Origin of the sequence: Enterobacter sp. JBIWA008 (genome assembly GCF_019968765.1) — a bacterium.
Lineage (GTDB): Bacteria > Pseudomonadota > Gammaproteobacteria > Enterobacterales > Enterobacteriaceae > Enterobacter.
Genome location: NZ_CP074149.1, coordinates 1,939,748 through 1,965,314 on the forward strand (window position 1 = coordinate 1,939,748; position 25,567 = coordinate 1,965,314).

Genomic DNA, 25,567 nt, shown 5'->3' on the forward strand with positions numbered 1-25,567 from the left:
CCGGGCATTAGAGCGACTTAGTCCTCAAAGAACCAGTACCCGCTGTTGACGAGCGCGGCCAGCATCGCGAGGAAGGAAGGATCTTCCAGCGCATCGCCAAAGGTGTCGGCAGTCAGCACCAGATGGCTGGCAATAGCTTCCAGCGCCGGTCGGTGCGGAGAGTCCAGCTTCTCGCCGTTGACGAACACCTCCTCACCTATGCGCAGCACGCGCAACCCGCCCAGACGCGTCAGCCTGTCGCCCTGCTGAAGCGCATCATAAATCTCGTCAGCCTGATAAGGCGGCTCCGGTGGCGCGACGTCCAGCTCATGACGAGACTGGCTAATAAACTCACCAAACCACTGTCTGAAATGTTCCGGCTCGTTGATCAAATCCAGCATCATGCCGCGCAGCTTATCCAGTTCTTCTGGCAGAATATCCGCGGGATGCTCGCGCGAAGGCACATCAGGATCGCTGTAACGATAGCTGCCCAGCTCGCGTTGCAGAACATAGTCGGCAAATCCGCTGATCATTTCGCGGCCGCTTGGCGCGCGGAACCCCACGGAGTAGTTGAGTGAATTTTCCAGGGAGTAGCCTTCGTGAGGGAATCCCGGCGGAATGTAGAGAATATCACCCGGCTCCAGCTCTTCGTCGATAATCCCTTCAAACGGGTCAACCTGAAGCAGGTCCGGATGCGGACAGTGCTGCTTCATCGGCACTTTTTCACCAACGCGCCAGCGGCGACGGCCCGTACCCTGAATGATAAATACGTCGTACTGGTCCAGATGTGGACCGACGCCGCCGCCCGGCACGGAGAAGGAGATCATCAGGTCGTCCATGCGCCAGTCGGGCAGGGCACGGAACGGGCGCATTAAGGCGGTAGTTGGCTCGTGCCAGTGGTTGACCGCCTGCACCAACAGCGACCAGTTGTTTTCACCGAGGTGATCGTAGCTTTCGAAAGGACCGTGGCTAACCTGCCATTTCCCGTCCTGGTGGCTGACCAGACGGCTGTCGACTTCGTTTTCCATGGCCAGACCAGCCAGTTCGTCAGGCGAGATAGGGTCGACAAAATTGCTGAATCCGCGTTTCAGAACCACCGGGCGTTTTTGCCAGTAACGTTCAATAAACTCGGGCCAGTTAAGCGTTAAGTGATAATCCATATTTTTTTATTCCGCAGGCTCTTACTGACTCGGATTATAACGGAAGCTCAGCCCCCCGGCTGCGAGATCCTCGCATTTTTCACATAACGGGTTAACTATCGTTCAGTGTGGGCTGCTGGCGGCCAAAAATAACCTCCATTCTGGCGCCGCCCAGCAAGCTTTCGCTGGTTTCGATTTTTCCGTCGTACTGGTCGACAATTTCACGGGCGACGGCTAATCCGACGCCCTGGCCAGGACGTAGCGTATCGGCGCGCTGACCGCGATCGAACACCACGTCACGCTTATTGCGCGGGATCCCCGGGCCATCATCCTCAACGATAATATGCAGTTCGGTTTCCGTCTGGCGCGCAGACACTTCCACGAACTCCAGGCAGTATTTGCAGGCGTTATCCAGCAGGTTACCCATCACTTCCATGAAGTCATTTTTTTCACCCACAAAGCTTATCTCTGGCGAGATATCGAGGCTGATGTTCACCCCTTTACGCTGATACACCTTGTTGAGGGCTGACGTGAGGTTATCCAGGAGCGGGGCTACCGGGTGCAGCTCGCGGCTCAGGAGCGCGCTGCCGGAACGCATGCTGGCGCGGTGCAGATAATAGCCAATTTGCTGGGAAATACGGCTGATCTGCTCCAGCATCACCGGCTCGGCATCATCCACGCTCAGCTTCGAACTGCGCATTGAACGCAGGGTACTTTGCATGACGGCCAGCGGGGTTTTCAGGCTGTGGGTCAGGTCGGTGAGGGTGGTACGGTATTTATCGTAGCGTTCGCGTTCACTTTTCAGCAGGCGGTTGAGGTTACGCACCAGGCTGGTGAGCTCCCGGGTGGTTTCCGGGTTCAGCTTTTCGCGATGATGTTCTTCCAGCTCGCGTACCTCGCGGGCCAGAGATTCAATTGGCCGCAGGCTCCACCAGGCCGCCACCCACAGCAGCGGGATCACCAGCAGCAGATTGGCGGCAAGAACATACACGAACCAGCTCCAGACCTTATAAGAGCGTTTTAGCTCAACCGGAATGGTGTCGATCACCACAATGGTCAGCTGCGGCATGTTCATTGTCGCAGGGTAAATATTGATCGCTACGGAGTGCGTCATCTCCGTCTCGGCATCATCAGCGCGAATTTCATTGAGCTTCTGCTGCATAGAGCGATCTTCGCGGATCAGCGTGCTGGTGGTATTGAGATCGGCTTCAATCTCATGAAACCCGTTAGTTTTAAGCCACTCCGGACGAATGCTTTTGACCAGCCAGGGGATGTCGCGCTGCGCCCACAGTAACTTTCCCTTTTCGTTATAAATCAGGGCTAGAGTAGGGCTCTGCTGATTCAGGTTTTCCGGCATTTCGACGGTGATTCGGTTGTTTTCCCACTTCGCCAGGGTATAAAAAAGATTGCTTTCGCCGCGCAACAGCCGAAAGGTGGTTTTATCAAAGCTGACGCTGTAGCCCACCAGGGCGACCATGCCGTAGGAGAGCGACAGCACCAGCACGACGGCGGCTGTTGCCAGTAAGAAACGAACCCGCAGCGAGAGGGGCAGAATGTGGCGTAAAATCCGTCTCATTTAGCGTAATTCGAACAGGTAGCCCTGACCGCGGACGGTGGTAATCACATCCTGCGGATACTGCGCCTGAATTTTCTTGCGCAAGCGTCCCATCAGCACGTCAATGGTATGGCTCTCGCGAAGTTCAGCATCAGGATAAAGCTGGAGCATTAAGGAATCTTTGCTCACCACTTTGCCATTGTTACGGATCAGCGTTTCCATGATGGTGTATTCGAAGGCGGTGAGCTTGATCACTTCATCATTGATTGCTAATTCCCGGCGGGAGAGATCGACCTGGAAAGGCGGGATGGAAATAACCTGTGAAGCCAGCCCGCTGTTGCGGCGTAACAGCGCCTGCATACGCGCCGCTACCTCTTCAATATGAAACGGCTTGGTGACGTAATCATCTGCACCCGCGCTGAGCACTTCAACTTTATCCTGCCAGCCTTCACGGGCGGTCAGAACCAGAACCGGCAGGGAGACATCGTGACTGCGCCAGCGGCGAATTAGCGACAGACCGTCTTCGTCAGGCAACCCTAAATCGACAATGGCGATATCCGGCAGGTGCTCATTGAGATAATAATCGGCTTCTTTTGCATCTTCAGCATCGTCCACCTGATGTCCCATCTCCTGAAGCTGAACCTTCAGGTGATGACGTAGCAATGCGTTATCCTCAACAACCAGTACGCGCATCATCTCTTCTCCCTAAATAATTGGTATGAATAGTTTAACGCTGATTATGTAGTTTGAAACCAGCGTCATGAAATTAAATGACTTTTTTAATGCTACCAGTGCCTTGGGGGCGTCTTGGGGGCATTGCAGTCGGCATCTGATTATTCAGCATATTGACCTGATCCTGGTTCATATCTCCAATCCACTTCGAGTAAACCTCGTACACCATACGCGCATCCTCATGGCCCATCTGGCTGGCGATAAAGGAAGGGTTAGCACCGGCCATAAGTGTCCAGCAGGCGTAAGTGTGTCGCGACTGATAGGGATTTCTTTCACGTATACCGGAAAGTTTAATGCCCCGTTTCCATCCATACGAAATCGAGTTTTTGGAAAGATACCGGTTCTTGCCCGACGCACACCTCTCAGGAGAAAAAACGAAACGTAGATTCTGCGTTTCGGTTTTGCCAAGCTCCCGATGATGGAAGATGATTTGCTGCCTGGGACTATTGCCGGTGATTTCGTACTGCTCCTTCAACGCATCAAGGGCAGGCTTCAGCAGAGTTATCGTTCTTATCCCGGCATCAGTTTTGGGCGGCACAAACAACCCTTTATTCGTCAAGCTTCTGGAAACGTGAATTTCACCTTTCTTCAGGTCGATATCCTCCCATGCCAGAGCACAAACCTCACCTGGCCTCATTCCTGTATGGACAGACACAATAATGATTAAAACCCACTTGCGAGGGAGGAGAGCAATTAACGCATGATACTCATGAAGTAAAAGCGGATCAGGATCTGCCTTTGATAGCTTGAGCCTCGATACTCCCTCATAAGGAGCGTGTAATATAAACTGGCTTCTGTTCGCAAGCTTCAGCATTTCTGATAAAACCGCCATCTGTTTATTGACTGTTGAGGGCGCGCGTCCCTTTTTAACCAGATTAGGCATTGAAGGGTTTAATACACTGCCGGTCAGCAGCTCTTTACGGTAATTCAGGATGTCGGCGTGCTGAATATCAGCCAGGGGAGTATTTTCTCCCACCACGCGCTTCAGGGTGTTAACTGCAGATGTGAGAGAGTGCAGTGTTGCCCCTGAAACCTCCAGCGCTTTTGTATCAATGAAAAAATCGCTCAGCTCTTTAAACGTCGTGATCCGCTTAGTTGATGAGAATTTTTAAGAGCCTTCGATTCAGGGAAGCGCGCCGCGTAGTCGAACTGGCCGAACTGGATCTCACTCACGATGACGGCGCGAAGGTTTCCAGCCTTCTTGATGTTGCTGCTGTTAACCACCCAGCCACGGAGAACTTCACGGCAGCGAATGCCGCGATAGGTAAACGTGATCCTGATTTTTCCGTTATGAAGTTCAACGCCGGTTGGAAAGTTCATCATGCTTCCTGAATAAATCTATTAATCAGCGGGAAGTTGTACCAGACCAAAGCGCGTTTGCTCTCTCCGCCGGGTACCGCGGGTACTCGCTTAAAATGAACCCCTTCAATCCAGCTTCCGAGGCGATAAGCTTTTATTTGCCTGTCATCCAGCCCCGTTTTCTCAGTCAGCCTTCCCGCCACCATCCACTCTTCATCAAAAATGATTTGCGCCATGCTTAACTCCATGACACCGCCACGATACTGTAGCGGCAGATAGTATATTGATTGCCAAAAATCACCGGCTAAGCCCTGGGAGACATTGCAGATGTCGGGCCCGGCTCATTGCCGTGGCCACGTAACTACGTGGGCGGTTTACAACCTCAACCGTAATTTTTCTCCCCTGGATCCTGACGGTGTAAAACGTCTGTTTGTCGCTGCGACCATGCTCGCCATATTTCTCAAAATGGCATTTAAGCGCGGCGGCACATGCTGGCCCGCCGATGCTGTCTTTCGCGCTGCGATTAATCAGACGCATTGATAAAGTTCCTGACCAGCGCTGATTCCATCCTCCTGATGCAGTCGCGTATTCTCGTCATCTGGACTTCGGGAAACTGGCTTTTCCCCATTTCCTCCAGCACGCTGACAAGATGGTGATCTTGTGCCTTGGCGGCCAGAACGCGAGCGCAAGCACGTAGCGATTCACCAATACGGCGTTTTTCTATGGCTGCAAACGCGCGGCACAGCTCCAGAGTTACCATCGTGTCCGGGAATTCCGCATACCTGGTATTGGCGATGACTTCCTTTGCTTTGTTCACTCTGCAACCTCCTGCTGACTGACAACGCTGCGGGCAAGTCCGGCGGCCATAGCCGGTAATTCCTCATATTGATTGCAGTATGCTGGGTTGGAACATAAGCCCTGCAGCGCTGCAATGGTCAGCTGCTGCAGGTAGGTAACAGAAGAAAGCGGACCGTTTGTTTCAGGTGCTGGTTCGGGCTCTGCTTTGGGATTTGCAGTAACGGTCGGCGGATCGAGTACGATAGATTTTGGTGGTTCCGGTCGTCGGTATTCCACGATCGCATCAAGCGCTATTTTCTGGCGTTCACTTTGATCATCAGACCATTGATCAAGGATGCAGGCTGCAACCATTTGAATCTCATCAATTTCAAAATCGGGAGAGAGACAAAATTCAGTATCTGCAATATCTGTGATCATTAAATCTATGAGATGCGCGACCGGATGCCCTGTACGCAATACATCACTTTCGGATTCCTTAAGAGACAGTTCCCGAGTGCGACCCGACATAAGATCGTTAAGGGCGTAGGCAATTTCTATTTCCCGCTCGCTCATTTCCGGACGATTTTCCGTTTTTTCGACTTCATTTGAGGGGGAATTACTAATCAGTGCATAAACAGAGAAGACTCCGCCGCCCAGGTTCTCCACACGTGGCTGTTCACTTGCTTGCTTTTCTGGGGCTGAGCTCTGAGCGAATGCCTCATTGAGTTCTTTGTCGAGCTGTGCAGCTTTGCCCGGGCAAACTGCTGGTAGCTCAGTTTCACCCAGTACAGGCGGTTTGGTTTCATCATGGGAAGCATTCTCTTTGATGGCTTGTGGCATAGGTGAAGAGGACCGGCCGCAGGCAATATCGACGATCAACGGGTCAGGGTTCGCATGATCTGATTCGGTCATGACGCGATTGAAGTATTCACGATGCTTAACATGGTCTTTCCAGATATCCTCCGGCGCGGTTTTAACGACAGCGATATTCATCGCGCGCGAGAAGTCCAGCCCGCCAGGCGTGGTTATAAACATGCGGTACCATGCATTAAATTCTTCATTGATGCCTGACAGGCGTATCTTCTCAGCCTGCTGATATAACGGCATGTCGACTGTGTAGATGTTGAATTCACTTTCACGCGCCAGCAGGCCTAAAGCGATTTCGTTACCCAGGCTATCTTTGCTGTGCTTGAAATTGCGGTCTGTAGGCGTGCCGGTGCACAGGCGAGCGCCTGAGTCAGTGTGAACAACATCCGCTCCTTGATTATCGGGACTGGCAGCCTGCGGGCGCTTATCTACCGGAGTGTCAATCCATTTAGCGATCTGCTTTTTGATATCCGGCCACTGTGCAGAATCTTTTGTGTTCTCACGTACCCATGCGAGCAGCTGCTCCTGCCGTTCCGGCGCCAGCGCCAGCGCGCGGGTCTCTTTCGCCAGTGCTTCTGCCAGTTCGCGGGTGAAGCTGGTGGCGTCGTCGTTCACCAGGTCGACAATCTGGCCGTACTGCGCCGCGGTGATTTCAGATACCGGGCCAAACAGCGCCAGAACCGAACAATCAATCGACTCTTCACCTACCAGTTCGTAACCATCCTCCCCGTCAGTGAGATCGATATTAAATGCAGCAAAGCACCAGCCTGCTGATTTGTTCGGACGGGCCAGCATGTCCATCCCGTTAGGCCGTTCGCGAGCTGCGCCGCCACAAGCATCTGCTGGAGGGGTTACCAGTCCTTTGTTAATCAGGGAGTGCTGGTTCCATCGGACGGTGCAGAAGTGGATTACCGCCTTATTTACGAAGCGATCCTGAAATTACGTGAAACCGTGAAAATAGCGGCGAGCCCGATTGACCCCTATGGCGCAACCGGACTGTCTCACATGTTGCAGGATGAAGGGCTGGAGCCCGTCACCATTACCCAGAACTACACCAACATGAGCGACCCGATGCGAGAGATTGAGGCTGCGATTGCTGCTGGCCGCTTCCATCACGACGGCAATCCGCTGATGACCTGGTGCATATCAAACGTGGTCGGCAAATATTTACCAGGTAGTGACGATGTTGTTCGCCCGGTAAAAGAGGGCGCAGGCAACAAAATCGATGGTGCAGTTGGCCTGATGATGGGTGTTGGCCGCGCAATGCTGAATGAGCCGAAAGACTTCCTTTCTAACCTCAATCCTGATGAGGACCTGTTATTCCTGTGAAATCACTAATTATCGATGTGGCCGGGCTGGCAGGCTTCGGCGCGCTGGTAGGAGGCGTTTACCTCAAATTTGGCGCGGCGGTAGCTCTCATGGCTGGCGGTAGCGGTCTGCTGCTGTGGGCGCTGCTGGCCGCCAGGAGAATAAAGTCATGCTGATTGATGCCATTTTTCGAAGTAACTCGCTGGAAAACCCCGCGGTACCGCTCACCGTTGAAGCCGCCGAAAATGACGGGATTTTTAACGGCGATGTGATCGTTAATCCCCGTACGGCGATGAAACTGGCAGCGGTTTATGCCTGTATTTACGTCATTTCGTCCAACGTTGCGCAGATGCCGCTGCACGTTATGCGACGCACCGGGAAGAAAGTCGAGGCCGCCCGCGATCACCCGGCGTTTTATCTGGTTCACGACGAGCCGAATGCCTGGCAGACCAGCTATAAGTGGCGCGAGCTGAAACAGCGGCACATTCTGGGCTGGGGTAATGGTTACACACGTGTAATCCGCCACGGCCGGACCGGTGAAGTGATCGGTCTTGAAGACTGTATGCCATGGGAAACAACGCTGCTCAACACCGGCGGACGTTATACCTACGGTGTTTATAACGAAGAGGGTTCCTTTGCCATCAATCCTGACGACATGATCCACGTCAGGGCGCTGGGCAACGATCAGAAAATGGGTCTCAGTCCGGTACTGCAGCACGCCGAAACCATCGGAATGGGCATGAGCGGCCAGAAATACACGGAAAGTTTCTTCAGCGGCAACGCCAGGACTGCGGGTATCGTCTCGGTTAAAGGTGAGCTGAATGATAACTCCTGGGATCGTCTGAAAAAAATGTGGCAGAAAGCCACCGTGATGCTACGCAGCCAGGAAAACAGGACGATGCTGCTCCCGGCACAACTGGACTATAAAGCGCTGACAGTCTCCCCGGTCGATGCCCAGCTCATCGACATGATGAAACTCAACCGCTCAATGATTGCCGGAATTTTCAACGTTCCGGCACACATGATCAACGACCTCGAAAAAGCCACTTTCTCCAACATCTCCGAACAGGCGATTCAGTTTGTCCGTTACACGATGATGCCGTGGGTGACGAACTGGGAGCAGGAGATTAACCGCAGGTTATTTACCCGCGCCGAACGTGAGGCCGGGTACTACGTGCGTTTTAACCTGACTGGACTTCTCCGCGGCACCCCGAAAGACGGGCTGGACGAGATGCTGGTCAGTGTCAACGCAGCAGATCCTATGAAAGATTTTAAAGACGAAGATAAAACGGAGGACAAAACCGATGAGTGACGATCGGGAAACACGCTGTTATAGCGATGAAGTCAGGGCCGAGCAGCACGATCAGCAGCCGACGCGCATTATCGGTTATGGCTCGGTGTTTAATTCACGCTCAGAACCGCTATGGGGATTCCGCGAAATTATTAAGCCAGGCGCGTTCGATGATGTGCTTGGCGATGATGTGCGCGGTCTGTTCAATCATGATCCTAACTTTATTCTGGGCCGCAGCGCGTCCGGCACGCTGACAGTTTCGACTGATGAGCGCGGGTTACGTTATGACATTGAAGCGCCTGATACCCAGACCATCCGCGATCTGGTGCTGGCACCGATGCTGCGCGGCGATATCAACCAATCATCCTTTGCCTTCCGCGTCGCCCGAGATGGGGAACGATGGTACGAGGATGAAGACGGTGTGGTGATATGTGAAATTTCACGGTTTTCCCGCCTTTTCGACGTCAGCCCCGTAACGTATCCCGCTTACACGGAGGCAGATTACGGGGTACGTTCCATGAAAGCCTGGCTGGAGGCGCGCGACAGTGGCGCGCTGCAGAAAGCCATTAACCAACGAATGGCGCGTGAGCGCGTCCTGACCCTTCTTAACGCGTAAGGAAAAACCATGAAATTGCATGAACTGAAACAAAAACGTAATACCATCGCGACCGATATGCGCGCGCTGAATGAAAAAATCGGCGATAACGCATGGACGGAAGAGCAGCGCACCGAGTGGAATAAAGCGAAGTCAGAGCTGGAAGGCCTCGATGAGCGTATTGCCCGCGAAGAAGAGCTGCGCCGCCAGGACCAGACCTACGTGGATGAAAACGAGGAAGAGCAGCGCAATAATCTGGATCCTGATAAAAACACGCAGCAGGACGAAAAACGAGGTCAGATCTTTGATAAATGGATGCGTCACGGCGCCAGCGAACTGAGTTCAGAAGAGCGCAAAGCCTTAAAAGAACTACGAGCACAGGGCGTGGCGCCAGATGAGAAGGGCGGTTATACCGTGCCTGATACCTTCCTGGCGAAAGTCGTTGAGCAGATGAAAGCTTATGGCGGCATTGCCAGCGTGGCGCAAATTCTGACGACTTCCGACGGTCGCACTATGGAGTGGGCAACCGCTGACGGTACCGCTGAAATGGGCGTGCTGCTGGGTGAGAACGAAGAAGCTGGCGAAGAAGATACCGAATTCGGTATGGACTCCCTGGGCCCGGTGAAAATGACGTCCAAAATCATCCGTGTTTCCAACGAGCTGCTGCAGGATAGCGCGATCGATATGGAAGCCTATCTTGCCCGCCGTATTGCTGAGCGTATCGGCCGCGGTGAAGCACGATACCTTATTCAGGGTACCGGCACCGGCACGCCAAAACAGCCGAAAGGGCTGAAAGCATCCGTCACCGGCACCACTCAGACGGCCGCCGCTGCCGCAGTGAAATGGCAGGAAATTCTGGCCCTGAAACACAGCATTGATCCGGCGTACCGCCGCGGGCCGAAGTTCCGCCTGGCGTTCAATGACAACACGCTGAAACTCATCAGCGAGATGGAAGACGGTCAGGGACGTCCGCTCTGGCTGCCGGATATCGTCGGCGTGGCGCCAGCGTCAGTGCTCAATGTTCCGTATGTCATCGATCAGGAAATTGACGATATCGGCGCGGGTAAAAAATTCATGTTCTGTGGCGACTTCGATCGCTTCATCATCCGCCGTGTTCGTTACATGATCCTGAAGCGCCTAGTGGAGCGTTACGCAGAATATGACCAGACAGGCTTCCTGGCATTCCATCGCTTTGACTGCATCCTGGAAGATACCTCCGCCATTAAAGCGCTGGTGGGCAAGGGCTCTGCAAGCAGCTAATAAACTACATCACTGATCAAACCATGCCGCGTTAAGCGGTTTTTTTGTGCCCGCCATCTGGCGGGCGCAGGAGGATCCTATGTTGCTTTCTCCTGAGGAAATCAAAACTCAGCTCAGGCTGGACGAGGATTACACCGATGAAGACAAGTTTCTTGAGCTGCTGGGGCGGGCGGTTCAGGCTCGGACAGAAAATTTTCTGAACCGGAAACTTTATGCGGCGGAGTCGGGGGTGCCATCCGACGATCCGGAGGGGCTTATTCTCTCGGATGACATACGGATGGGGATGCTGCTTCTGGTGACGCACTTCTACGAGAACCGCTCAACCGTCACCGAAGTGGAGAAAGTCGAGCTGCCGATGAGCTTTAACTGGCTCGTCGGTCCATACAGGTACATCCCGCTATGAAACTCAGGCAGGCGCAGGCTAGCGCCACATACCTTTTGCCCGACCCGGGCGAACTGGACCAGCGTATCGTTATCCGGCGGCGCGTCGACGTGCCAGCAGATGATTTTGGCGTGTCACCTACTTATCCGGAGCAGGTCCGGACGTGGGCCAAAAAAACACAACCCGGCGCAGCGGCGTATCAGGGGTCTGTGCAGGTAGAAAATAAGGTGACCCATTATTTCACCATCCGTTTTCGCCGCGGCATTACCGCCGATCATGAAGTGGTTCACGACGATATTTCTTATCGGGTAAAACGCGTCAGGGATCTGAATAGCAAACGCCGTTTCCTGTTGCTCGAGTGCGAAGAACTGGGTACCGACAGCGGGAGTGACTATGCCGCAGACAGCATTTTTACACGTTGATTTCGAACAGCCGGACGAGCTGGTCTTTAACCGGGCGAGGATGCGACGAGCGTTCGTCAAAATCGGTCAGGTTCACATGCGCGATGCCCGGCGGCTGGTAATGAAACGTGGTCGTTCGAAGCCTGGCGAAAACCCCTCATACCGGACGGGGCAGCTGGCGCGCTCAATCGGCTACTACGTGCCCCGCGCTTCTAAAAAACGTCCGGGGCTCATGGTGAAGATTGCACCAAACCAGAAGAACGGGGAGGGCAACCGCCATATCAACGGCGCGTTTTACCCTGCATTCCTGTTTTACGGTGTGCGCCGTGGCGCGAAGCGTAAGAAAGGGCACCATCGCGGCGCGTCCGGCGGCAGCGGGTGGCGCGTGGCACCGCGTAACAACTACATGACGGAGGTGCTGGAAAAACGCCGCAGCTGGACACGTTACGTGCTTTCCCGCGAGCTGCGTAAATCCCTCCGGCCTCAACGCAGGAAGAAAAAATGAAACTAACCCCGATAATTGCGGCGCTTCGCGCCCGATGTCAGCTGTTTGAAAACCGTGTTGGCGGTGCCGCGCAGTTTAAAGCGATTCCCGAAGCCGGAAAGCTCGCCGTGTTGACCCGTTCGGTGAACTGTGGGTTATCGCTGTGCCTGAGAGCGGGCAGGCGGCAACCGGCACGATCACCTTCTCAGGCACGGCAACAGATACGGGGGCGGTAAACCTGTATATCGGTACCACCCGTGTACAGATTACCGTGGCCGCTAATGACACCGGCGCAAATGCGGCGCAGGCGCTGCTGGCTGCCATTAACGGCAATCAGGATCTTCCGGTCACCGCGCAGTATAAGATGACCTCGGCAGGACCTGCGCAGGGAACGCTTGCGGCTATATCGATTATCTGGCGCGCAATATGTTGCCCGATTTGTGCGATGAGGACTGGTTATACCGGCACGGCAGAATCAAGCGTTGTCCCCGAAAGGATGCCGTGGCCGCGGCGGGATATGTGCGCTGGGATGGAATCAGCGGAACGCCGACGCTGCCCGCCGGTACGCAGATACAGCGTGATGATCAGGTGACTTTTACCACCACGCAAACCGTGAAAGCGTCAGGTGGCGTGTTGCGCGTGCCGCTGGTGGCGGATAACCCTGGAGCGGCAGGAAACACCGATGACGGCATTGCCTTACGTCTGGGCACGCCGGTGAGTGGCATCCCGTCTACGGGGTATGCCGACTCGGTGGTGGGCGGCGATGACACAGAAGAGCTGGAGACCTGGCGCGCCCGCGTCATGGAGCGCTATTACTGGATCCCTCAGGGTGGTGCCGACCCGGATTATGTCATCTGGGCAAAAGAAATTGCGGGCATCACCCGCGCGTGGACACTGCGCCACTATAAGGGGATCGGAACCGTAGGCGTCATGGTGGCAACCGGCGACCCGACGCACCCGGCACCGGGTGATGATCTGGTTCAGGCTGTGCGTAACCATATTCTGCCGCTGGCACCCATCGCAGGAGCAGGACTTTTCGTTTTCGCGGCCACGGAAAAAGTTATTCCGATGACGATTGCGCTGGCGAAAGATACCGCAGAAATTCGCGCGGCCGTAACAGCAGAGCTTAATTCTCTGATGCTGCGTGACGGCGTTCCTGACGGAAAAGTTTACCTGTCACGCATCAGCGAAGCGATAAGCCTGGCAGCGGGTGAGGTCGCACACCAGCTGCGTGCGCCGGTTGCTGACGTCGCGCTGGGGCCTACCGAACTGCCCGTGGTTGGCACCATCACCTGGGCAACATATACGGAGGCGAGCAGCTGATGGCAATGCAGGATGAATATGAGCAGCTGCTCTACAGGCTGCTTCCCCCTGGTCCGGCATGGGAGGGAGAGAACCCGCTGATTGAAGGTCTGGCCCCGTCGCTTACGCGCGTGCACCAGCGTGCCGATGCACTGATGAAGGAAATCGACCCGGCGCAGACAACAGAGCTGATTGATCGCTATGAAACCGTCTACGGTCTTCCGGACTCCTGTACCCCTGATGGGGTGCAATCGCTGGTCCAGCACCAGCAACGGCTGGATGCAAAAGCTAACGTGGCGGGCGGTATCAACGAACAGTTCTACCGTAACCAGCTGGACGCGCTGGGTTATACCACCGCGACAATCGAACAGTTTCAGAACCTCGACAGCACACCGGACCCTGAATGGGGGAATTCTGGCGCTATTACTGGCGTGTGAATATCCCTGCTGATGCCAACGTTAACTGGCAGACCTGCACCAGTGCGTGCAACTCCGCTATCAGAACCTGGGGCGACACGGTTGCGGAGTGTGTAATAGAAAAACTTGCGCCGTCACATACCGTCGTCGTTTTTGCTTACCCGGAAGGAACAGACAATGCATCGAATTGACACACCAACTGCTCAGGCCGATAAATTTGGTCAGGGCAAAAATGGTTTTACAAATGGTGACCCGGCCACCGGCCGCCGCGCTACTGACCTAAACAGCGATATGTGGGATGCCGTTCAGGAGGAGATCTGTAACGCTATCGAGAAATCAGGCGCGGTGCTGAATAAAGGGCAACATGATCAGCTATATCAGGCTATCGTTAAGCTCATCACCGACCGTGTGCCTGATGCGCTTTTACGCAGCAAGAATCTTGCTGACGTGGTAGATAAAGCACTGGCGCGCTCGAATCTGGAGCTGGGAACAGCGGCAATACGTAACACCGCTGACAACAGCAACAACAATGCTCTGGTGCCTGTTGGTTACAAGGGGAACTTTACAGCCGACTCTAATCACAGCGCGATTGATTTTGCGACTTATCCCTTCGTCGTTGGTGAGTCATTATTTATTGATACGCGTGGGTGTACCAACATTCCACCGTTCATCACTCAGGATTTTTATTATATTGACGTCGTCTGCGCGACCGGACCCGCTGTCGGGGGAAGAGTTAACAGGCCTTTAGTCCAGTTCGTCAGTTACACAAATTCAAAATTAATCCTCGCCATTCGTGAAGATGACGGTACGACTACAGGCTGGCGTTATTTCCGTGCGGTACAGTACGATTCTGACAATACTACCGTTACCATTCCAGGAGCACTTAAAGCTGTCAATGGCTCTACCGAGCTTTCGCAAAATGCGATAAACATTCGTGGGGCAGGGAATAAACACCTCTGGTTTTTTAATACTTCCGGTGCAGAAATGGGACTCGTTTATGCCTCAGATGATAAAGTGCTTCATCTACGCGCAGCTCAGGGACCTTCAGTAGATATTCAGTCAAACGGAAGTGTGATTGCGCCTAACTATCTTGAGGCTAAGGATGATATCCATTCAGGGCGGAACATCAGCAGTGTGGGGCTAATTCAGGCGGGGGCGGGCCTTTATGACACGCCAGGAGTTCGGGTGTACTCGCCCAATAACCCACCGCCACAACAGGATTTAAGCCCATACGCGAGACGTGACTCTATTACTACCGTAGGGCTATCATCAAACAATCCTGCATACCCCTATATGCGCCAGGAGTCCACAGGTGAAGTTATAGAACTTGCTCCTCAAAACTGGGTTAGAGGTAATTTCCTGCAGGGCATGCAGTTAGGGGCGCAGTCACTGAGTCTTTCCGCCGATGCCTCAGGAGGAAGCCTTTATTTGCCTTCGGGATGCATTGCAACAGGATATACATCACCAGGCTCATCAAATGCTAACGCAGTAAGGTTTTATTACAAACCAATTCAAGTTTATATCAATGGTTCGTGGGTAAATATATCTGGTTAAAGGTGGTATCATGCAAAATATTAAAAATTTTAAGGTTGTTTCTCCATCGGGAGATCAAATTAAAAAATTCTCAAACGACAGTGGTCTAACTCCTCTTTTTCTTATATCAGAAGATGGTAAGGATTGGTATGAATGTCAGAGTTTATTCTCTGATGATACAATTAAAATTATGTATGATGAGAATGGGATAATTTGCTCAGTCGTCGATGAGCCCATCCCTGAGCGCGGAAATATTTATGCGGTATCAATGTTTTATCCAGAAAATATGAGCGTGGCAGAGGTTCCTTTAAGTGATTATCCTGAAGGAGTGAAAATAGACGGCTCTTGGATGTTTCAAGACGGGGTAATTACCCAAGTTCCTATTGATGCTTTTGAACAGGCAACACAGCGAATAGGGGAAGCAGAGAAAGTAATTGCACCTCTTCAGAGGGCTGTAAAATATGGAATTGCTACAGATGAAGAAAAGCAACAACTTGAGGAGTGGGAAGTTTACACTGTGCTTTTAAACCGTATTGCAGCTTCTCAGTCTTCAGCTATTGAGTGGCCCGAGAAGCCTGGGATGGATACGAAAAACACCAAGTGAAGCAATGGTTGGTTAGTATTGCTCCTCCTTATCACTCCAGGAGCTCATCGATAAGCTTCAAAATCGGGCTAACATCAGCATCCATAACTCGTCGCTCTTTTAGTCTAACCTGATATGCTAATTTATAGTTTGGCCCCCACACATCTGCGTTATCTGCTGGGGCGACCAGTATTTTGAATGGGTAAACACAAATTAATTTTTTATTGAATGCTCTCGACACGTGTACAAATGATGTGTCTGGAGAGATGACTAATGCGCTATCTTTGATTATTTGTGCGGCAGAAAAGAATGAAGGGGTCGTGTTTTTAGTAACATTATATGAGTCAGGAATAGACGCAATCCGGTGTTGCTCCCCGAGGATGATCATATGATGTGAATTGGCATATTTTGCCATGTGACCAGTTATGGCTTCAATTTGGGAATCTGAGAAAAACCGCTCACTAACACTCCCGTAAGGGATGAATGAAACAATTTTTTTGTTTGTTGTATTTTTAATGAGGTTCCGCGCGGTCTCTGCATCCTCATTCGGAATAATAACACAGTAGTCATAATTTGTTGTTTGGATCCCCAGGCGCTCAAGCAAATCAATGTACCTAGTGCTAATATGGGATAGAGGGTGTTTTATTTTAATAACTTCATCATATATACGATATTTATCAGTAAACCCAATAGTTCTATAAGGTTTGGCGAGCCTAATCAAATTAAATGTGTCAATATTTGAATGAGTAACTTCGTGCGAGTCAATCAGCACATAGGGATTGATTTGCTTGAGAGTTGCAATTAGGTCTTTTTTATTGTCAGGATTATATAAATATAAGCCCTCTAAATTTCTCCATTCCTTAAACAAAAAATGAGTTCGTTTGTCAGCAATAACAGATACTCGAAAATTATTTTTCACTAAAGTCTCAATTACACCACCAATAACAACAGCATCACCAATCCCTTTAGCGATGAAAGGTATTACTAAGTGGTTTGTACCTAACTCACTTTCATGCCTACGTGGACGACACAGGGCAGTTATTGTGCTCAATAGGTTAAGTTTTAACCTTAGTTTCGCTCTTTTCAGAATGTAATTTTTGGAGCGGTTTGTTTTCCTGAGCCATCTGATCACGAACTTTTCCTTGTAAAAATCGATATTAGGAACTTAAAGACTATGTTTTACATTTTACCCGGCACATCAGTTTGGGGCAAATTTGGGGGCAAAATCACGCTGGGGGCATGATTTGGGGCGATAAAATGCCCATTATTGTCCGATAATGTCCGCCCTGAAATTGTTATAAGTTATTGATTAATAGATAAGTTATTGTTTTGGCGATGGTTGTGTTTTTCGCTAAGCAGTTTAACGCTGATTATGTTGTTGTGGGGATAAACATTGAGTAAACCGGGGAAAAGCATCCCCCTTTTCGGGCGAAAAGGGGGAGAGGAGCGTTACTTCAGCTCATCGACCATAGTGATGGCGCGGCCAATGTAGTTCGCCGGAGTCATCGCTTTCAGGCGCGTTTTCTCTTCTTCCGGCAGCGCCAGACCGTCGATGAACTGCTTCATGCCTTCGGCGTCAACGCGTTTGCCGCGGGTCAGCTCTTTCAGCTTCTCGTACGGTTTTTCGATACCGTAACGGCGCATCACGGTCTGGATTGGCTCCGCCAGCACTTCCCAGTTGTGATCCAGCTCGTCCAGCAGACGATCGCGGTTCACTTCCAGTTTGCTCACGCCTTTCAGGGTGGACTGATAGGCAATCAGCGCGTAGCCAATGCCCACGCCCAGGTTACGTAGTACGGTGGAGTCGGTCAGGTCGCGCTGCCAGCGGGATACCGGCAGTTTGCTCGCCATATGCTGCAGCACAGCGTTCGCCAGGCCCAGGTTGCCTTCGGAGTTTTCGAAGTCGATTGGGTTAACTTTGTGCGGCATGGTGGAAGAGCCGATTTCACCGGCAATGGTTTTCTGCTTGAAGTGGTTCAGGGCGATGTAGCCCCACACGTCACGATCGAAGTCGATCAGGATGGTGTTGAAGCGCGCGATGCAGTCAAACAGTTCCGCGATATAGTCGTGCGGCTCAATCTGCGTGGTGTACGGGTTCCACAGAATGCCCAGAGAGGTCACGAACTCTTCGCTGAACTGGTGCCAGTCCACTTCCGGGTAAGCGGCGATGTGGGCGTTATAGTTACCGACCGCGCCGTTGATTTTGCCGAGGATCTCAACCTGCTCCAGCTGACGGTACTGGCGCTCCATACGGTACGCGACGTTTGCCATCTCTTTACCCATCGTTGATGGGGTGGCCGGCTGGCCGTGGGTACGGGAGAGCAGCGGAATTTCGCGGTATTCCACGGACAGCGCTTTTACCGCGTCGATGATTTTACGCCAGTAAGGCAGCACCACCTCTTTGCGCGCGGTGGAGAGCATCAGCGCATGAGACAGGTTGTTGATGTCTTCAGAGGTACAGGCGAAGTGAATGAACTCAGACACTGCGTGCAGCGCAGGGACGCTTTCAACTTTCTCTTTCAGGAAGTACTCAACCGCTTTCACGTCGTGGTTGGTGGTGCGTTCAATGGTTTTAATGCGCGCGGCGTCTTGTTCGCTAAACTCGGCAACGATTTTATCAAGGTAATCGTTTGCCTTTTCGTCAAAAGCAGGAACTTCCCTGATTGCTGCCTGGGCGGCCAGCTTTTGCAGCCAGCGTACTTCAACCTGAACACGGAACTTCAGCAAACCATATTCGCTGAAGATCCCGCGCAGCGCGCTGACTTTATCGCCGTAGCGTCCATCGACAGGGGATACGGCGGTCAGTGAGGATAATTCCATAATTCGCAACTCCGGGAGGTTAACAATGAGCAAGAATTTGTTTTGCCTGAGTGGTCAGGCGATTACGAGAAAACATTAATTGCAGGCGGCCTCCGCCAACCTGGTGCCACAGCACGGCGGCGCGGATCCCTGCCAGCAGGGACGCGCGCACTTTGGCCTGTACCTGCGGACTTTGCAGCACCGCAGGAGATCCGGTGACCTGAATACGCGGGCCCAGCGGGCTGATGACGTCAACATAAATGCCGGCCATGGCGCTGAGCAGCGTGTCGGACTGCAGGTCAAAATGGTCGAGCTGACGCTGTAACCCGGCAATACGATCGCCCAGGGTATTGAGCGCGCCTTTTGCTGCGCTCAGCTTACGCTCCAGCACCATCAGGCTCAACGTGTAGCGGGTCAGCTCTGCGTTTAACCCCTGACGGCTGCTGGCGTTAAGCACGCCAAGCAGGGTTTCAAGACCGAGACGAAGATTGGTTTCACTGCCGCCGAACACACCCAGGGTCGAGCCTGGGTTGAGATCGATAACGCTGTTTAGTGAAACGTGCAGGGCATCAGCGTCGCAATGACCCTGATGCGCCAGCTGTTGCACCAGACGGGCTGACTGGCAAATTCCCGCCAGCGCCAGGGTGATGTCATAGTAGTTCTTCGCCACACGGTCTCCTTTATGTGTGAATCGTATTAAACAGCGGGCAGCGGCAGGCGCTGTTCAATGATCCCGCCGCCCAGGCAAATCTCACCGCTGTAGAAGACAGCAGACTGCCCCGGGGTGACGGCTGCGACCGGCTCGTCGAAACGCACGTCAATGCGATCGTCATCGAGTGCGGTAATGGTGCAAGGAATATCGGTCTGACGGTAGCGTGTTTTCACGGTGCAGCGCAGCGTGCCTTTCAGCGGCTCACGATCGACCCAGTGTAGCTGCTGCGCGATAAGGCCAACGGACATCAGACGCGGATGATCGTGACCCTGAGCAACAACCAGAATATTGTTTTCGACGTCTTTGTCGACCACATACCATGGATCTTCACTACCTTCTTTGGTCCCGCCGATACCCAGGCCTTTACGCTGGCCGAGCGTGTGGTACATCAGCCCCTGATGCTGGCCAATCTCTTCCCCGTCGACGGTGACAATTTTACCCGGCTGTGCAGGCAGGTAACGTCCCAGGAAATCGCGGAATTTGCGCTCGCCGATGAAGCAGATGCCAGTAGAGTCTTTTTTCTTCGCGGTGATCAGGTCCAGCTCTTCGGCGATTTTACGCACCTGCGGCTTTTCCAGTTCGCCGACCGGGAACAGGCTCTGGGCGATTTGCTCATGGCTTAGCGTATAGAGGAAGTAGCTCTGATCTTTGTTGCCGTCCAGACCGCGCAGCAGCTGGCTTTTGCCATTCACGTCTGCACGACGCACGTAGTGACCGGTCGCAATGTAGTCTGCACCCAGATCTTCCGCGGCGAATTCCAGGAAGGCCTTAAATTTGATCTCTTTGTTGCACAGGATATCCGGGTTCGGCGTACGGCCCGCTTTGTACTCTTCGAGGAAGAGTTCAAAAACGTTGTCCCAGTATTCTGCGGCAAAGTTAACGGTGTGCAGTTCAATGCCGAGCTTATCGCATACGGCCTGCGCGTCGGCGAGATCCGCTGCGGCGGTACAGTATTCCTCGCCATCATCTTCCTCCCAGTTCTTCATGAACAGGCCCTCCACCTTATAGCCCTGTTGCTGTAACAGGTAGGCGGAAACGGAGGAATCGACACCGCCGGACATGCCGACGATCACTTTTTTCTGGCTGTTATCTGACATGGAATACTCACGACATTGAACTTCAAGGCGGCGTATTCTATCACGCCCCCCCACCATTGACACCCTCTGTAAACGGCCAGTTAAATGCGCCGATGACATCCAGCGGTAAGCGGCCAGCAGACTGCCAGCAGCGAATGCTTTCCGCAACCAGCGGCGAGCGCAGGTTTGGCGCGTTCAGGATCTCGTCGGCAGTGACCCACAGACAGCGGTCGATATCGTCATCCTGCGGCTCTGTGGCGCACGTTTCGCTAAGCTCAACGGCAAATAAAAAGCGCAGGAACGGGGTGCTATCGGGCGCGATCCACTGGTGCATACGGATGAAGTGCTGGGGCTCAGCATGAATGCCGGTCTCTTCCCACAGCTCGCGTTTTGCTGCCTGCAGCAGGGTCTCATTGGCTTCAAGGTGTCCGGCAGGCTGGTTCCAGAGCGCTTTGCCGTTAATGCTTTCTTCAACAACAAGGAATTTACCCCGGGCGTGGACCACGCAGGCAACCGTGACATGAGGTTTAAACATAGTGACTCCTTAAGGGGTGACGTCGCGCCATTCACCGTTTGCCAGTGCTTCCAGGGTGTAGCTGCCCATGGCGTAGCGAATCAGACGCAGGGTAGGGAAGCCAACGTGTGCGGTCATGCGGCGAACCTGGCGGTTGCGGCCTTCATAAAGGGTGATTTTGAGCCAGCTTGTCGGGATGGATTTGCGTTCACGAATCGGCGGATTGCGCGGCCACAGCCACTCCGGTTCATTCACGCGTTCAATACCTGCGGGCAGGGTTGGGCCGTCGTTCAACGTCACGCCGCTGCGTAGTGCTGCCAGCGTGGCGTCATCCGGCTCGCCTTCCACCTGTACGAAGTATATTTTGCCGGTGCGTTTGCCCGGCTGCGTGAGCTTCGCCTGTAAAGCGCCGTCGTTGGTTAAGACCAGAAGGCCTTCGCTGTCGCGGTCCAGGCGCCCGGCTGCGTAGACCCCCTGAACGGGAATATAGTCTTTCAGCGTGCTGCGCCCGGCTTCATCGGTAAACTGCGGCAAAACATCGTAGGGTTTATTGAACAAAATAACCCGCTTAGGCTGGGTTTCTTGCGGTCTTCTGGCGGCTTGTCGCGAGCTGAATCGCTCAACCCGGTGTTTTGTAAAAGAAGTTTTCTTCATGGTATTTTCAGGCGTTATCAATTGCCGCATTATAGCCTAATAACGAAGACCTTTCATGGCGCAGGACAATCAGGTACTATCGAAGGGCTCATTACAATTTATTAACATAAGATCAGTAACAACCAGAAGCGCTCGAAGGAGAGGTTAATGGAAAGCAAAGTAGTTGTTCCGGCGGAAGGTAAAAAGATCACCCTGCAAAACGGCAAGATTAACGTTCCTCACAATCCGATTATCCCGTTCATCGAAGGTGACGGTATCGGTGTAGACGTTACCCCGGCGATGCTGAAAGTGGTTGATGCCGCTGTTGAGAAAGCCTACAAAGGCGAGCGTAAAATTTCCTGGATGGAAATTTACACCGGTGAAAAATCTACTCAAGTTTATGGCCAGGACGTCTGGCTGCCAGCAGAAACGCTGGACCTGATCCGCGACTACCGCGTTGCTATTAAAGGCCCACTGACGACGCCAGTTGGCGGCGGTATCCGTTCCCTGAACGTGGCACTGCGTCAGGAGCTGGACCTGTACGTCTGTCTGCGTCCGGTTCGTTACTATCAGGGCACTCCTAGCCCGGTTAAGCACCCTGAACTGACCGATATGGTTATCTTCCGCGAAAACTCAGAAGACATCTACGCGGGTATCGAATGGAAAGCGGACTCTGCTGACGCAGAAAAAGTGATTAAATTCCTGCGCGAAGAGATGGGCGTGAAGAAAATTCGCTTCCCTGAGCATTGCGGTATCGGCATTAAGCCGTGCTCCGAAGAAGGGACCAAGCGTCTGGTGCGTGCAGCCATCGAATATGCAATCACCAACGACCGTGACTCTGTGACCCTGGTTCACAAAGGCAACATCATGAAGTTCACCGAAGGCGCGTTCAAAGACTGGGGCTACCAGTTGGCGACCGAAGAGTTCGGCGGTGAGCTGATCGACGGCGGCCCGTGGCAGAAGATCAAGAACCCGAACACCGGCAAAGAGATCGTCATTAAAGATGTGATTGCCGATGCGTTCCTGCAGCAGATCCTGCTGCGTCCTGCTGAATACGACGTAATCGCCTGTATGAACCTGAACGGTGACTACATCTCTGACGCCCTGGCAGCACAGGTTGGCGGTATCGGTATCGCCCCTGGCGCGAACATCGGTGACGAGTGCGCCCTGTTCGAAGCTACCCACGGTACTGCACCAAAATACGCAGGTCAGGACAAAGTGAACCCAGGCTCTATCATCCTGTCCGCAGAGATGATGCTGCGTCATATGGAATGGTTCGAAGCCGCAGACCTGATCGTTAAAGGTATGGAAGGCGCGATCAACGCGAAAACCGTCACCTATGACTTCGAACGTCTGATGGAAGGCGCTAAGCTGTTGAAATGCTCAGAGTTTGGCGACGCGATTATCGCGAACATGTAATCCACTCGCTGGGTTAGTAAAGAACGGGAGCCGATCGGTTCCCGTTTTTATTATTAGTTTTCGAATGGTTATCAAAAATTTATCAAAAGAAATTATCAAAACCCTCCTTCTGAATGTTAACATTTCGGCCATCAAAAAAATGATGGATCACCTATGAAAGATAATATCGGTGCGTTTTTTAACCAATTGATAAATTATCCGTGGTTGATGATGGTCATGTCAGTCTTACTTTCAGCTATTTGGATTCTAATAGCTATGAATGAACCACTTTTATCCCTTTCAGAAAACCAGAATTTATATATTTATTCTACCCAAGCTCAGGTTTTGAGTGCGGTATACGGACTAACCCTAACTGGCTATATATTTCTTAGAAATCACCAAGAGAGAGAAATTGACAGGGATAATAGTCTAATTGAAATAATTAGAACGATTCAAGCTAAAGAATACACTTTTTTGATTATGTTGACCATTGTGTCAATTACAGCTATTTTACTGGATTTAATGACGCTATCGTTATTTCTTTCAGAAAAAAAGATATTGAGCATCATCACAAAAAATTGTGCCACTGTTTTTTTCATGAATGGACTTTTACTAATTACTTACTTTATTCTAAAAGCGTTAAAGGCCGATAAGTATAGTGAAGTTAGTAAGGAGATTATTCTGGATGCAGAGAAAAATATTCGTGACTACCTTGGTAATGAGTCAACCTTGGAAGATGTTCAAGAAGAGGATAAAAACAATGAACATATTTTATATGGTAAGTTCATGACTGGTTTCATTGATCTGGAAAATAAGCTATTTAATCTTTACGAAATCTATAATTCAAAAACAATGGTACCATCTCTAGATTTAATTCATTCGAATGCTAGAATGACCATTTCTAGAGTATTGAAAGAATTATCAGGGTCTAGGCGTATTCCCCAAGCGTTAGTCCCAGAAATTTATGCTTTGGTTAAATACAGAAATGCACTTGTGCATACTACCTCCGTTGAACCATCTCAGAATATGGTTTCAAATGTTGAACGAATTAATAATGAAATTGATAATATTTTAAAAAAATATGAAGCCGAACGCCAATAAAATACTTGGCGATTTTTAAATGTTCTGCTTCCTAGGGTTGATTTGAGTAGGAATTCTTAACCATTCCTTACCTCGGTCATCATGGTATCGGGCTGTCTGAATAGGCGATTTATGCCCTAATAGTTTCTGAGTATCAATACCTTGAGCTTCATAAAGGCGTTCTGCTAAAGATCGTTGCTCGTGAAACGTTGCTGGTGTGCCGTCCCCCCAGTTTATTTCTGCTTTATCACGGGCCTTACTAAAATTCATTGTTATTGTGTTCGATTTAACCTGTGCACCTCGTTCAGCCATTGAGGTTGCCCGGAAGAAGTGGATTAGGTATGGACTTACTGCATAGTCACGGCAACGCGCAATTACATCCCTTAAACTCCAGTCAATCGCATTAAGTCTAAGGGATAGCGGGATCGCTAGCTTGCTCCCCGTCTTCTCTTGAACTACATGAAGATGGTCATCCCAAATATCGCTAAACTTCATGTTGGAAATATCCCCGAGGCGCTGACCCGTAACGAGCGCTAATAGCATTGCATTGCCCATGTAATGATGGCGGGCATCGGCAATCGCGAAAATCTTTTGCCATTCATCGAGGTTAAGACGTTGTCGGCTAATCCGCCGGCGCGGTTGTTTTGTAGCAAGTGCCGGGTTATAACCCGGCGGTACCTCGCCATAATGTTGGGCTTCCTTGAAAACATCGATTAAAACAGAGCGGATTACTTGGGCCATCCTCGGTTGACCTTCTGCAACATAGGACTCCAGTATCTGGGCAACATCCCGAACATCGACGGCTGATATCAATTTCATTCCTACGCTCTCGCGAAGTAGGGCGACAGGTTTAGCCTTTTGCTTATGAGTGTTCGGTCTGATATCACCATTCTCCAGCCTTTCATCCTGAATTTTCCAATAACGATCTAACCACGTATTTGTTGTTATCGCCTTTCCTTTGCTGGTGGCGATCTTGTCACTGATAGCCAAAACCTGCCTGGTGCGCTGTTCAGCTAGTCGCTCATTGGCTTCGATTGCTATTGCTATTGCTTCGGCCTCGTTTGTTCCAAGGCTATGAAACTTACCTGTAACGGGATGCTTATAGCGCCAGTAAATTTTATTTACCTTACGACTGTAGAGCGGATAAAGATTAGGTATTTTGATGTTGTTTTTACGTGGTCGAGCAGCCATCAGACAGTATCCTTTGAAGCATTGGAGAATCAGATTTTTTTATTACGGGCTGGGTCAAATTACCTGTAATCTCGGCGTCCTCTCTTACCCGCCAGTATCTTCCTTCTTTGGTGGCCGGGGGGGTGAACATGCTCTCTTTAGCATATCGACGTAAAGTATTCAGACTTGGAGGATTACTCCGGTATTTTTCCGCAGCCCATTCTTCTAAAGTCAGCATTTGAAGCATGTGATTTACCTCATAATGGCCCATATCAGGGCCAT

The 25,567-nt window shown here is 51.8% G+C and carries 26 protein-coding genes and 4 pseudogenes; 14 read left to right on the forward strand and 16 right to left on the reverse strand.

Annotated elements, in window-relative coordinates:
- Positions 1-17: 17 nt before the first annotated feature.
- The 8 genes and pseudogenes from KGP24_RS09360 to KGP24_RS09395 form a co-directional block, all read right to left on the reverse strand.
- Positions 18-1,139 (reverse strand): cupin domain-containing protein, encoded by a 1,122-nt coding sequence (locus tag KGP24_RS09360; RefSeq protein ID WP_223563125.1) that lies wholly within the window; start codon positions 1,137-1,139, stop codon positions 18-20.
- Between the two features lie 91 nt (positions 1,140-1,230).
- Entirely contained in the window at positions 1,231-2,694 is a 1,464-nt protein-coding gene (gene phoQ / locus KGP24_RS09365) for a two-component system sensor histidine kinase PhoQ (RefSeq protein WP_223563126.1), read from the reverse strand.
- On the reverse strand, positions 2,695-3,366 hold the full coding sequence (gene phoP, locus KGP24_RS09370) for a two-component system response regulator PhoP (RefSeq protein ID WP_028019015.1): 672 nt from the start codon (positions 3,364-3,366) through the stop codon (positions 2,695-2,697).
- Positions 3,367-3,439: 73 nt separating this feature from the next.
- Positions 3,440-4,725: pseudogene (locus KGP24_RS09375) on the reverse strand (site-specific integrase).
- Positions 4,725-4,940: an excisionase family protein gene (gene xisR, locus KGP24_RS09380; protein ID WP_023343778.1), complete on the reverse strand. Its 216-nt coding sequence runs from the start codon at positions 4,938-4,940 to the stop codon at positions 4,725-4,727. Before xisR ends, KGP24_RS09375 begins: the two are co-directional and overlap by 1 nt.
- A gap of 61 nt (positions 4,941-5,001) precedes the next feature.
- Positions 5,002-5,241 (reverse strand): DUF4060 family protein, encoded by a 240-nt coding sequence (locus tag KGP24_RS09385; RefSeq protein ID WP_223563127.1) that lies wholly within the window; start codon positions 5,239-5,241, stop codon positions 5,002-5,004.
- Complete coding sequence (locus tag KGP24_RS09390; RefSeq protein ID WP_223563128.1) at positions 5,228-5,521, reverse strand: hypothetical protein; 294 nt, start codon at positions 5,519-5,521, stop codon at positions 5,228-5,230. The genes KGP24_RS09385 and KGP24_RS09390 overlap by 14 nt, the downstream gene beginning before the upstream one ends.
- The gene (locus tag KGP24_RS09395; RefSeq protein WP_223563129.1) at positions 5,518-7,143 is read right to left on the reverse strand and encodes an exodeoxyribonuclease VIII; all 1,626 of its coding nucleotides are present in this window, start codon (positions 7,141-7,143) and stop codon (positions 5,518-5,520) included. The genes KGP24_RS09390 and KGP24_RS09395 overlap by 4 nt, the downstream gene beginning before the upstream one ends.
- A gap of 57 nt (positions 7,144-7,200) precedes the next feature.
- Here KGP24_RS09395 and KGP24_RS09400 point away from each other — a divergent pair.
- The 12 genes and pseudogenes from KGP24_RS09400 to KGP24_RS09455 all read left to right on the forward strand — a co-directional run.
- Positions 7,201-7,677, forward strand: a pseudogene (locus KGP24_RS09400) (terminase TerL endonuclease subunit); the annotation flags it as partial.
- Complete coding sequence (locus KGP24_RS09405; RefSeq protein ID WP_187808752.1) at positions 7,674-7,832, forward strand: hypothetical protein; 159 nt, start codon at positions 7,674-7,676, stop codon at positions 7,830-7,832. The pseudogene KGP24_RS09400 and the gene KGP24_RS09405, both read left to right, overlap by 4 nt.
- The gene (locus KGP24_RS09410; RefSeq protein WP_223563130.1) at positions 7,826-8,968 is read left to right on the forward strand and encodes a phage portal protein; all 1,143 of its coding nucleotides are present in this window, start codon (positions 7,826-7,828) and stop codon (positions 8,966-8,968) included. Before KGP24_RS09405 ends, KGP24_RS09410 begins: the two co-directional genes overlap by 7 nt.
- Entirely contained in the window at positions 8,961-9,563 is a 603-nt protein-coding gene (locus KGP24_RS09415) for an HK97 family phage prohead protease (RefSeq protein WP_223563131.1), read from the forward strand. The genes KGP24_RS09410 and KGP24_RS09415 overlap by 8 nt, the downstream gene beginning before the upstream one ends.
- A 9-nt stretch (positions 9,564-9,572) precedes the next feature.
- The gene (locus KGP24_RS09420) at positions 9,573-10,802 is read left to right on the forward strand and encodes a phage major capsid protein (protein ID WP_223563132.1); all 1,230 of its coding nucleotides are present in this window, start codon (positions 9,573-9,575) and stop codon (positions 10,800-10,802) included.
- A 79-nt stretch (positions 10,803-10,881) separates the two neighbouring features.
- Positions 10,882-11,205, forward strand: coding sequence for a head-tail connector protein (locus KGP24_RS09425; RefSeq protein WP_223563133.1), 324 nt, complete (start codon positions 10,882-10,884; stop codon positions 11,203-11,205).
- Positions 11,202-11,606: a phage head closure protein gene (locus tag KGP24_RS09430; RefSeq protein ID WP_223563134.1), complete on the forward strand. Its 405-nt coding sequence runs from the start codon at positions 11,202-11,204 to the stop codon at positions 11,604-11,606. The genes KGP24_RS09425 and KGP24_RS09430 overlap by 4 nt, the downstream gene beginning before the upstream one ends.
- On the forward strand, positions 11,578-12,090 hold the full coding sequence (locus KGP24_RS09435; RefSeq protein ID WP_059346930.1) for a hypothetical protein: 513 nt from the start codon (positions 11,578-11,580) through the stop codon (positions 12,088-12,090). The genes KGP24_RS09430 and KGP24_RS09435 overlap by 29 nt, the downstream gene beginning before the upstream one ends.
- 378 nt (positions 12,091-12,468) lie before the next feature.
- A pseudogene (locus tag KGP24_RS09440) lies at positions 12,469-13,392 on the forward strand (baseplate J/gp47 family protein); the annotation flags it as partial.
- A pseudogene (locus KGP24_RS09445) lies at positions 13,392-13,978 on the forward strand (putative phage tail protein). The pseudogenes KGP24_RS09440 and KGP24_RS09445, both read left to right, overlap by 1 nt.
- Positions 13,965-15,341 carry a hypothetical protein gene (locus tag KGP24_RS09450; protein ID WP_223563135.1) on the forward strand — a complete coding sequence of 459 codons (1,377 nt, stop codon included), beginning with the start codon at positions 13,965-13,967 and terminating at the stop codon, positions 15,339-15,341. Before KGP24_RS09445 ends, KGP24_RS09450 begins: the two are co-directional and overlap by 14 nt.
- 10 nt (positions 15,342-15,351) lie before the next feature.
- Entirely contained in the window at positions 15,352-15,924 is a 573-nt protein-coding gene (locus tag KGP24_RS09455) for a tail fiber assembly protein (protein WP_223563136.1), read from the forward strand.
- A gap of 31 nt (positions 15,925-15,955) precedes the next feature.
- Here KGP24_RS09455 and KGP24_RS09460 read toward each other — a convergent pair whose 3' ends face one another.
- The 6 genes from KGP24_RS09460 to rluE all read right to left on the reverse strand — a co-directional run bounded on the left by KGP24_RS09460 (position 15,956) and on the right by rluE (position 21,688).
- Positions 15,956-17,035 (reverse strand): lipopolysaccharide heptosyltransferase family protein, encoded by a 1,080-nt coding sequence (locus KGP24_RS09460; protein WP_223563137.1) that lies wholly within the window; start codon positions 17,033-17,035, stop codon positions 15,956-15,958.
- A 317-nt stretch (positions 17,036-17,352) separates the two neighbouring features.
- On the reverse strand, positions 17,353-18,723 hold the full coding sequence (purB, locus tag KGP24_RS09465) for an adenylosuccinate lyase (protein WP_223563138.1): 1,371 nt from the start codon (positions 18,721-18,723) through the stop codon (positions 17,353-17,355).
- A gap of 19 nt (positions 18,724-18,742) precedes the next feature.
- On the reverse strand, positions 18,743-19,372 hold the full coding sequence (hflD, locus tag KGP24_RS09470; protein WP_008500756.1) for a high frequency lysogenization protein HflD: 630 nt from the start codon (positions 19,370-19,372) through the stop codon (positions 18,743-18,745).
- 26 nt (positions 19,373-19,398) lie between these two features.
- Entirely contained in the window at positions 19,399-20,511 is a 1,113-nt protein-coding gene (gene mnmA / locus KGP24_RS09475) for a tRNA 2-thiouridine(34) synthase MnmA (protein WP_032657963.1), read from the reverse strand.
- A 40-nt stretch (positions 20,512-20,551) separates the two neighbouring features.
- Complete coding sequence (locus KGP24_RS09480; protein ID WP_223563139.1) at positions 20,552-21,025, reverse strand: NUDIX hydrolase; 474 nt, start codon at positions 21,023-21,025, stop codon at positions 20,552-20,554.
- Positions 21,026-21,034: 9 nt separating this feature from the next.
- The gene (gene rluE / locus KGP24_RS09485; protein ID WP_223563140.1) at positions 21,035-21,688 is read right to left on the reverse strand and encodes a 23S rRNA pseudouridine(2457) synthase RluE; all 654 of its coding nucleotides are present in this window, start codon (positions 21,686-21,688) and stop codon (positions 21,035-21,037) included.
- Positions 21,689-21,805: 117 nt separating this feature from the next.
- Here rluE and icd point away from each other — a divergent pair, with 117 nt between their 5' ends.
- Both icd and KGP24_RS09495 read left to right on the forward strand, forming a co-directional pair.
- Positions 21,806-23,056, forward strand: a complete 1,251-nt coding sequence (gene icd / locus KGP24_RS09490; protein WP_045327001.1) for an NADP-dependent isocitrate dehydrogenase — start codon at positions 21,806-21,808, stop codon at positions 23,054-23,056.
- Positions 23,057-23,209: 153 nt separating this feature from the next.
- On the forward strand, positions 23,210-24,136 hold the full coding sequence (locus KGP24_RS09495; protein WP_155022692.1) for a hypothetical protein: 927 nt from the start codon (positions 23,210-23,212) through the stop codon (positions 24,134-24,136).
- A gap of 15 nt (positions 24,137-24,151) precedes the next feature.
- Here KGP24_RS09495 and KGP24_RS09500 read toward each other — a convergent pair whose 3' ends face one another.
- Together KGP24_RS09500 and KGP24_RS09505 are read right to left on the reverse strand one after the other, a co-directional pair.
- On the reverse strand, positions 24,152-25,306 hold the full coding sequence (locus KGP24_RS09500) for a site-specific integrase (RefSeq protein WP_223563141.1): 1,155 nt from the start codon (positions 25,304-25,306) through the stop codon (positions 24,152-24,154).
- Positions 25,287-25,532, reverse strand: a complete 246-nt coding sequence (locus KGP24_RS09505) for an excisionase (protein WP_071787694.1) — start codon at positions 25,530-25,532, stop codon at positions 25,287-25,289. The genes KGP24_RS09500 and KGP24_RS09505 overlap by 20 nt, the downstream gene beginning before the upstream one ends.
- Between the last annotated feature and the right edge of the window lie 35 nt (positions 25,533-25,567).